The sequence below is a fragment of the Actinoallomurus oryzae genome (assembly GCF_039541955.1).
GTDB classification, from domain to species: domain Bacteria; phylum Actinomycetota; class Actinomycetes; order Streptosporangiales; family Streptosporangiaceae; genus Actinoallomurus; species Actinoallomurus oryzae.
In genome coordinates this window covers 226,110-232,752 of record NZ_BAABHF010000043.1, presented here as the reverse complement: position 1 = coordinate 232,752, position 6,643 = coordinate 226,110, and the positions used below count along the sequence as shown (strand labels likewise).

General features: G+C 70.7%; 8 protein-coding genes. 4 read left to right on the top strand and 4 right to left on the bottom strand.

Translation table 11 applies throughout. From position 1 onward, the window contains the following. Positions 1-536 precede the first annotated feature (536 nt). Positions 537-1,013, top strand: coding sequence for a MarR family winged helix-turn-helix transcriptional regulator (locus ABEA10_RS34910; protein ID WP_345471299.1), 477 nt, complete (start codon positions 537-539; stop codon positions 1,011-1,013). Positions 1,014-1,100: 87 nt separating this feature from the next. On the opposite strand, the gene ABEA10_RS34905 is transcribed toward ABEA10_RS34910, so the two are convergent. Together ABEA10_RS34905 and ABEA10_RS34900 are read right to left on the bottom strand one after the other, a co-directional pair. After that, entirely contained in the window at positions 1,101-2,192 is a 1,092-nt protein-coding gene (locus ABEA10_RS34905; protein ID WP_345471297.1) for an NAD(P)/FAD-dependent oxidoreductase, read from the bottom strand. 129 nt (positions 2,193-2,321) lie between these two features. After that, a complete protein-coding gene (locus tag ABEA10_RS34900) occupies positions 2,322-2,924 on the bottom strand; it encodes a DUF4291 domain-containing protein (protein WP_345471296.1) in 603 nt (200 codons plus the stop codon). A gap of 117 nt (positions 2,925-3,041) precedes the next feature. Here ABEA10_RS34900 and ABEA10_RS34895 point away from each other — a divergent pair, with 117 nt between their 5' ends. Further along, the gene (locus ABEA10_RS34895; protein ID WP_345471294.1) at positions 3,042-3,419 is read left to right on the top strand and encodes a hypothetical protein; all 378 of its coding nucleotides are present in this window, start codon (positions 3,042-3,044) and stop codon (positions 3,417-3,419) included. 54 nt (positions 3,420-3,473) lie between these two features. On the opposite strand, the gene ABEA10_RS34890 is transcribed toward ABEA10_RS34895, so the two are convergent. Next, positions 3,474-4,052: a TetR/AcrR family transcriptional regulator gene (locus ABEA10_RS34890; protein ID WP_345471292.1), complete on the bottom strand. Its 579-nt coding sequence runs from the start codon at positions 4,050-4,052 to the stop codon at positions 3,474-3,476. Positions 4,053-4,199: 147 nt separating this feature from the next. Here ABEA10_RS34890 and ABEA10_RS34885 point away from each other — a divergent pair, with 147 nt between their 5' ends. Both ABEA10_RS34885 and ABEA10_RS34880 read left to right on the top strand, forming a co-directional pair. Continuing rightward, on the top strand, positions 4,200-4,445 hold the full coding sequence (locus ABEA10_RS34885; protein WP_345471290.1) for a DoxX family protein: 246 nt from the start codon (positions 4,200-4,202) through the stop codon (positions 4,443-4,445). Positions 4,446-4,503: 58 nt separating this feature from the next. Beyond that, positions 4,504-5,286: an SDR family oxidoreductase gene (locus ABEA10_RS34880; RefSeq protein WP_345471288.1), complete on the top strand. Its 783-nt coding sequence runs from the start codon at positions 4,504-4,506 to the stop codon at positions 5,284-5,286. Here the strand turns inward: ABEA10_RS34880 and ABEA10_RS34875 are convergent. Then, entirely contained in the window at positions 5,283-6,488 is a 1,206-nt protein-coding gene (locus tag ABEA10_RS34875; protein WP_345471286.1) for an MFS transporter, read from the bottom strand. The two genes, ABEA10_RS34880 and ABEA10_RS34875, sit on opposite strands and share 4 nt — an antisense overlap. Between the last annotated feature and the right edge of the window lie 155 nt (positions 6,489-6,643).

Below are 6,643 nucleotides of genomic sequence, written 5' to 3'. Positions count from 1 at the left end.
TCTCGTCCTGACCCCAACACGCCCCCACACCCGCCAACCCATGACACAACGCGTCAACCGTCTCACCCAGCGAATCCCCCACACCCAACAACCCGCGCCCCGACCCCACCCACGTGCCAGAACGCGCCAGGTATCCGTGCATTGGCTACTTCCCTCCGGCCGACGGCATATCGCCGCAGGTCGGCATGGTGATCGCCGTGTCGATCGGGTCGGCCACCCGGAGTTCACCGAGAATTATCCGACAGTTCTCCGTAATTATCCGGAAGGACATAAACAATTAATATCCATCTAACAGATCTGTCGGCCATCGAATATCTATCGCCACGATAACGGTTGAACGCAGTGGAAAAGTGAAGAGTGGGTGGCTTGACGGTGCCGAGCCGGCGACGTGGACGTGGCCGAGAACCGGGGCCGGTGGCTCCGCGACACCGAGGGCCGCCGGCAGGCCGAACGCCCGGCCGTCATCCAGCCGGGCGACCACCCTCGGCGGCGCGCGGGGAAGTTCGTGCTACGAACTGGAGTGTTATCGTGGGTGAATGGGCGAGACCGAGGCCGGGCGGATGAGTGTCGCCACTGCCCTGGTCCGCTCATCGTTCCTGGTCAACGCGGTGTACGCCGAGTCGAGTCGTGACTACGGCCTGACCCCCCAGCAGGGACAGCTCCTGTGCGTCCTGATGCCGCAGCCGTACGGCATGAGCGAACTGGGCAGCGTTCTGGGGCTGGCCAAATCGAGCCTGACGGGCCTGGTGGACCGGAGCGCGCAGCGCGGCCTCGTACGCCGCGAGCCGGATCCGGAGGACGCGCGCGCCGTACGCGTCGCGCTCACCCCGGAAGGCGCCCGGCTCGCCGAGCGGTTCTACGCCGAGACCGCCCGCCGGGTCGAGAGATTGGCCGACGGCCTCGACGCACCCGACCTCCGTACGCTGACCACCCTGCTCGCCCGCGTGGTGTTCGACAATGAGGTGCCAGTGGTCTTCATGGAGTGCGACGGGACAACCTCAACCCCACACTGATCCGCCACGGTCCCGACGGCGGCGCCTGAGGACGAGGGCGCCGCCGATGACAGAGCTCCCAGGCTCTGAGCGCGTTCGCCGGGGAGGTCATGTGGTGCCGAACAGTCTGGCGAAACGGCCGGTGTACAGGTCGGCGCCCTTGCGTTCGCTCACCGCAGAGGCGGGTAGCACGGTCGGGCCTTCGGGAGACGGTATCTGGCCCACCCCGCCGTTCGGGCCGAGGGGGAGGATGATCGTGCTGATGTCGGAGGGATGGTAGATCGCGGTCGGGGGTTCTCCTCGTACCTGGGCGAGGATGTTCTGCGCCACGACCTCGGCGTGGCGCATCGCGTGGCCGGCCATCTTCGCCTCATTCAGGTCGGTCAGGTCGCCGATCGCGTAGACGTGGTCGTGGCCCTCGACGTTCAGCGTTCCGGTGACCCGTACGTGGCCGCGCGCGGTGCGTGTCGTGGTCAGGTCGCCGTCGAGGTAGTCGCTGTTCGGGCGTACACCGTGGCAGCGGAACCAGATGTCCGCCGAGATCGCGCCGCCGTCGGTGGTGGCGGCGGTGAACGGGGCGAGTGTGCCCGGCTCGGCCGGGGGCGGTTCGGGTAGCGAGGTGTTCAGGCGCAGCTCCACGCCCAGCGCGTCGAGTTGGTGGCGTAGGGCCTTCCGCATCTCCGGTGAGAAACCGGGCATCAGTTCCCCGGCCGGGTCGAGCAGCGTGACGTGCTTGTCCGGCCATACCGCCTTGATCTCTCCGGAGAGCTCCAGCCCGACGGGTCCGGCTCCGGTGATCAGTACCCGTGCCGCGCCGGCCAGTTCCTTGTGCGTCGCGCGGAGTCCCTCCAGTGCGTCGCCGGAGCCGTCGGTGTCCATCTTGGCCGGATACGGATAGCTCGAGCCGGAGGCGAGTACGAGGTAGTCGGCGTCGACGCGCCGGCCGGAGGCCAGGGTGACGCCGCCGGGGTCCGCCGAGACCGCCCGCTCGCGGACGACCGTGCCGCGCCGGAGCAGCCGGGCGTACGGGAAGAAGATGTTGCCCGCCCAGTCCGGCCGTACGAGCGCGCGCAGCGATCCCGCGGCGTGCAGGAACGCGTCCTTCGGCTCCACGAGTACGACGTCGGCCTCCCGGTCCAGCGCCTTGGCGAGCGCGGCGCCGCCATAGCCTCCGCCGACGACCACGACGGTTCTGCCCATGGTTCCCCCCGAGATCAACCAGTTCGTGGAACGAACTGTATTAGTTCGTTCCACGAACTTCAATGCCTTGCCGTCGTACGTCGAAGAGCTCCCAGCCGGCGGCGCACCGGGTGGCCGGCGGGCCGCGCGTCACACGTCGGCGCCGATGCGCCGGGCGAGTTCCGGCGGGAGGGGATAGACGCGTTCGCGGGGGAGTAGAGCGGAGGCCCTGCGGGTGTCGCCGTCGTCGAGCAGCCGGCGGATTCGGCGCACCGTCGGGGTCAGGTCGCGGATGTCGAGGGTCCACTCATCGGCGTACCGGTCGATGACGTGCCGGCTGAGTCCCACCTGAATGCTGCGCGCGTCCAGCGACCGCCCGCGCAGCGTCCGCTCCGGATCCCACTGGACGTGCACCCGGGCGCGCCGGAACTCCGCACGCCACTCGTCGCCGTCGCGGTACACGCGCCGGTCGGCGTGCGTGGGCACGGCCTCGGACAGCGCCTCCTCCCAGCCCTCACGGGAGATCCGTACGGCGAGGACCATCTCCTGCCCGGCCTTGCGCGCCCAGCCGCTCCGCTCCATCAGCCACAGGAAGGACGGCTTGATCCAGGTCATCCGCGTACGGGAGAACGGCGGCACGAAACTCCCCTGCTCGACCGCCGGCCGCCCGATGTGCGGCCCGTACGCCTGGTAAACGACGATCGACGTACGGTCGTAGTCGGCTCGGATCTCGCGCGGTCTCACAGGACGCATGCTGTCCTCCGGGCAGACGATGGATCAACCCGATTTCGCGCGTCGTTCCGGGACCCGTCCCGAGACCGAGGGTGTACACCGGCGATGTCGTCCGGGGACGGGGTCGAGGAGGGTGGAATGCCAGGTGTGCGCGGTCGATCCGTACGGTGGCCGGTGCTCGGCGTGGTGGGGGCGCTGCTGGTGACCGGGTGCGGTGGGCACGACAGATCCCCACGCCCGCACACGCTGGTCTTCGACGTGACCGGACAGGGCACGCTCTCGTCGCTCACCTACACCATCGACGGGCGGGCCACGGGCCGGAAGTCGGTCGGGCTGCCGTGGCACCAGACCTTCCGGCTGCCGGCGAGGAAGGGCGGGCATAAGTGGGACCTGACCGCGAAACTGGACTCCGGCTCGGTCTACGTCGAGGTGTATCTGGACGGCGCGCGCATGAGCAGCGGGGGCTGTGCGGGAGACGGCTGCGACAGCGGGGGCAGCGGCTCGACCGCCGACTGAGCGTGCGTGTGAGCGGAGGTGCGGCGGTCGCATCCCGGGGCGCGCGACCGGTCCTCACCCGTCGAGGTCGCTCGCCGGATGAGGGGATCCGGTCATGAGGGGCAGGATGTCCTCGCGCAGCTGCCGTTCGTCCGGCGGGCTGCCGTGCAGCATCATGTGCAGGAAGACCAACGCCGGTCCCACGTCCGCCCGGGTGTCGAGGTCGGGCACCGGGCCGATGACCCGGCGGAGGCGCTCACGGCCGGCCGCCCGTACGGGGTCGATCTTGGCCTCGCGTACGGCGGCGGCCAGTTCCGACGTGGGGTCGGTCAGCAGGACCGCGAGCAGGGGAGCGGCGCGTTGGCCGAGCCCTTCAGCGATCTTGACCAGGCCGGTCAGCAGGTCCGCCAGCGGATCGTCGGTGGGTTCCACCTCGCGCGCCGCCGCGGCGCTGCGCAGCGCGTCGACGACCAGCGCGTACTTGGTCGGCCAGCGTCGATAGAGGGAGCCGAGGCCGACTCCGGCGTTGCGGGCGACCTCGGCGACGCGTAGCCCGTCGTAGCCGCGGCCGTCGAGCTGGGCCAACGTCTCGCGAAGGACCGCCTGGTCGACGGCCGGGTCACGAGGCCGGCCCCGGGTGCGCTCGGTGCTCATTCCGTCCAGCTTAACGGAAACGTTGACTTCCGTATCTGGGGGCTGCTATACCGATAACGGCCGTTATCGTAAATGCGGCCGTGACCGAGGTGTGCCCGTTGCCGGCTCCGTCCCGGCGGTGAGAGACGACAAGGACTCTTCGCTGCGATGAACGTCTTCTTGTGGAACGTGCAAGCCGTGCTCACCGCCGTGCTGGGCCTGCTCCTTCCGGGCGCACTGGACCTCGCGACCGTGCTGACCCCGCTGGCCGCCCTCGGCCTGGCCGTCATCATGGTGCTCGCGGCGGTCTTCCACGCCCGCCGCCGCGAACCGCTGGGCGTCGTCCTCACGCTCGCCCTGCCGGCGATGGCCGCCATCGTGGCCTGGGGTCGCTTCGGTCCCCATCCTCTGTGACCTGCCCGCCGCCCGAGACGTACGTCTCCCCGGCACGACCGACCAAAGGAGTACGACCATGGATCTTGCCCTTCGCGGCAAGCAGGTTCTGATCACCGGCGCTTCCAAGGGCATCGGCGCGGCGACCGCCGAGGTGCTGGCCGAGGAGGGCTGTCACCTCCACCTCGCCGCACGCGGCGAGGCCGGACTCCGTACGCTCGCCGAGCGCCTGCGCGCCGAGCACCAGGTGAAGATCGACGTCCACCCGGCCGACCTGCGCGATCCCGGTGACCTCGCCCGGCTAGCGGAGACCACCGACGGCATCGACATCCTCGTCAACAACGCGGGCGACATCCCGGGAGGATCGCTCGACATGGTCGACGAGGACGCCTGGCGGCACGGCTGGGAGCTGAAGGTGTTCGGCTACATCAACCTGACGCGGCTCGTCTACGCGCGGATGAAGGCCCGCGGGCGCGGGGTCATCGTCAACGACATCGGCGCGGCGGGCGAGGGATTCGACGCCGACTACATCGCCGGCAGTTCCGGCAACGCCGCGCTGATGGCCTTCACCCGCGCGCTCGGCGGGCGCAGCCTGCGCGACGACAACATCCGCGTGGTCGGCGTCAACCCCGGCCCGGTCGAGACCGAGCGGATCGTCGAGCTGATGAAGGCCCGTGCCCTCGCGCGCCTCGGCGACGAGGGGCGCTGCCGCGAGCTGATGGCCGGCCTGCCGCTCGGACGGGCGGCCGAGCCACGGGAGATCGCCGACGCGATCGCCTTCCTGGCCTCCGAACGATCCGGCTACACCAGCGGCGTCATCCTGACCCTGGACGGCGGCCTGTGCGCGAGGGGCGGAGCCTAGCCGGCCATGCCGGTCGCGGCGGCGGCCTCGGGCCTCACCGGCCGGGGAGCGCGCCGCCACAGCGGGACGGCCAGCGTGACCGCGAGGAGGCTGCCGGTGCCCGTGACCGCGAACGACCAGCCGGTGCCCGCATGGTCGATGAGGAAGCCGGTGATGGGGCTGGCCAGGGCGATCCCCAGGGTCAGAGCGGTGCTGTGCAGGCCCACGGCCTCGCCGCGGGCGCCGGCGGGCACCCATCCGCTGAGGGTGTCCACCGTGGTGGAGAGGGAGGGGGCGCACAGCATCCCGGACGGAACCAGGGCCAGGCACAGCAGCGGCCACGGGCCGACCAGGCCGACCGGTACGGTGAGCGCGGCCATGCCGCCGATCGTCACCAGCGGGGACAGGCTCCGCGGCAGCGAGCCGTACGCGAAGCCGCCCGCCAGCGACGACAGGCTCCACAGGGCGATGGCCAGGCCGGTCCAGCGGGTGGCGGCGTCGGCCTTGAGCACCGCGACCAGGTTGAGCTCCGTCGCGGTCAGCACGAAGGTCGCCGCGCACGTGATCCCCAGCAGGGCGAACAGCCTGGGCGTCAGCCACTGCCGCCGAGGGACGACGGTCTCGGCGGCCTCCGGCTCGTCTCGGTCGCGCGTCCGGGGGTTCAACACCAGCAGGGCCGTACCGGATCCGACCAGGCCCAGGCCCACGAGAGCCATGGTCCGGTCACTGCCGAACGCCGTCGTGGCGGCGACCGCGACGGCCGGTCCGACCATGTAGCTCACCTCGATGAGCATCGAGTCGAGCGCGAACGCCGTACGGCGCCGTTCGACCGGAACGGCCGCGGCCAGGCACTGGCGGATCACGTTGAACACCGGCAGCGCCAGCACCCCGGCGGCGAACGCGCTGACGACGAGCGGCCAGTACGGCAGGAACGCGGCCGAGGACCAGAAGACCAGCTGGGCGACCGTGGTGACCGCCACCACCGGCCGGAGGCCGTACCGGTCGACGAACCGCCCGCTGATCGGCGCGCCGAGTGCCGTGCCGCCCGTCGAGGCCGCGCCGACCAGGCCCGCCTGGAGGAAGCCGAGCTTCATGCCGGTGACCACGTGCAGGGTCAGGGTCACCCCGATGGCGATGACGGGGATGCGGGCGAGGATGCCGACGAGCAACAGCGGCCGGACCCCCGGAACCGCCAGTACGCGTCGGTAAGGTTCAAAGGCCACTGCGGTTACTTACCTCCCTGCGGATTGTCGCAGTGGCCACAGCGCGAGGGAAGTGAATTTTTCGGCCGGACGTGACGCCGAGGCGCGGTGCTCCTGCGACGGCCGCCGCGCCGAGTGCGGCAGGACCTGGCTCCGGCTCCTCATCCGTGGTGGCC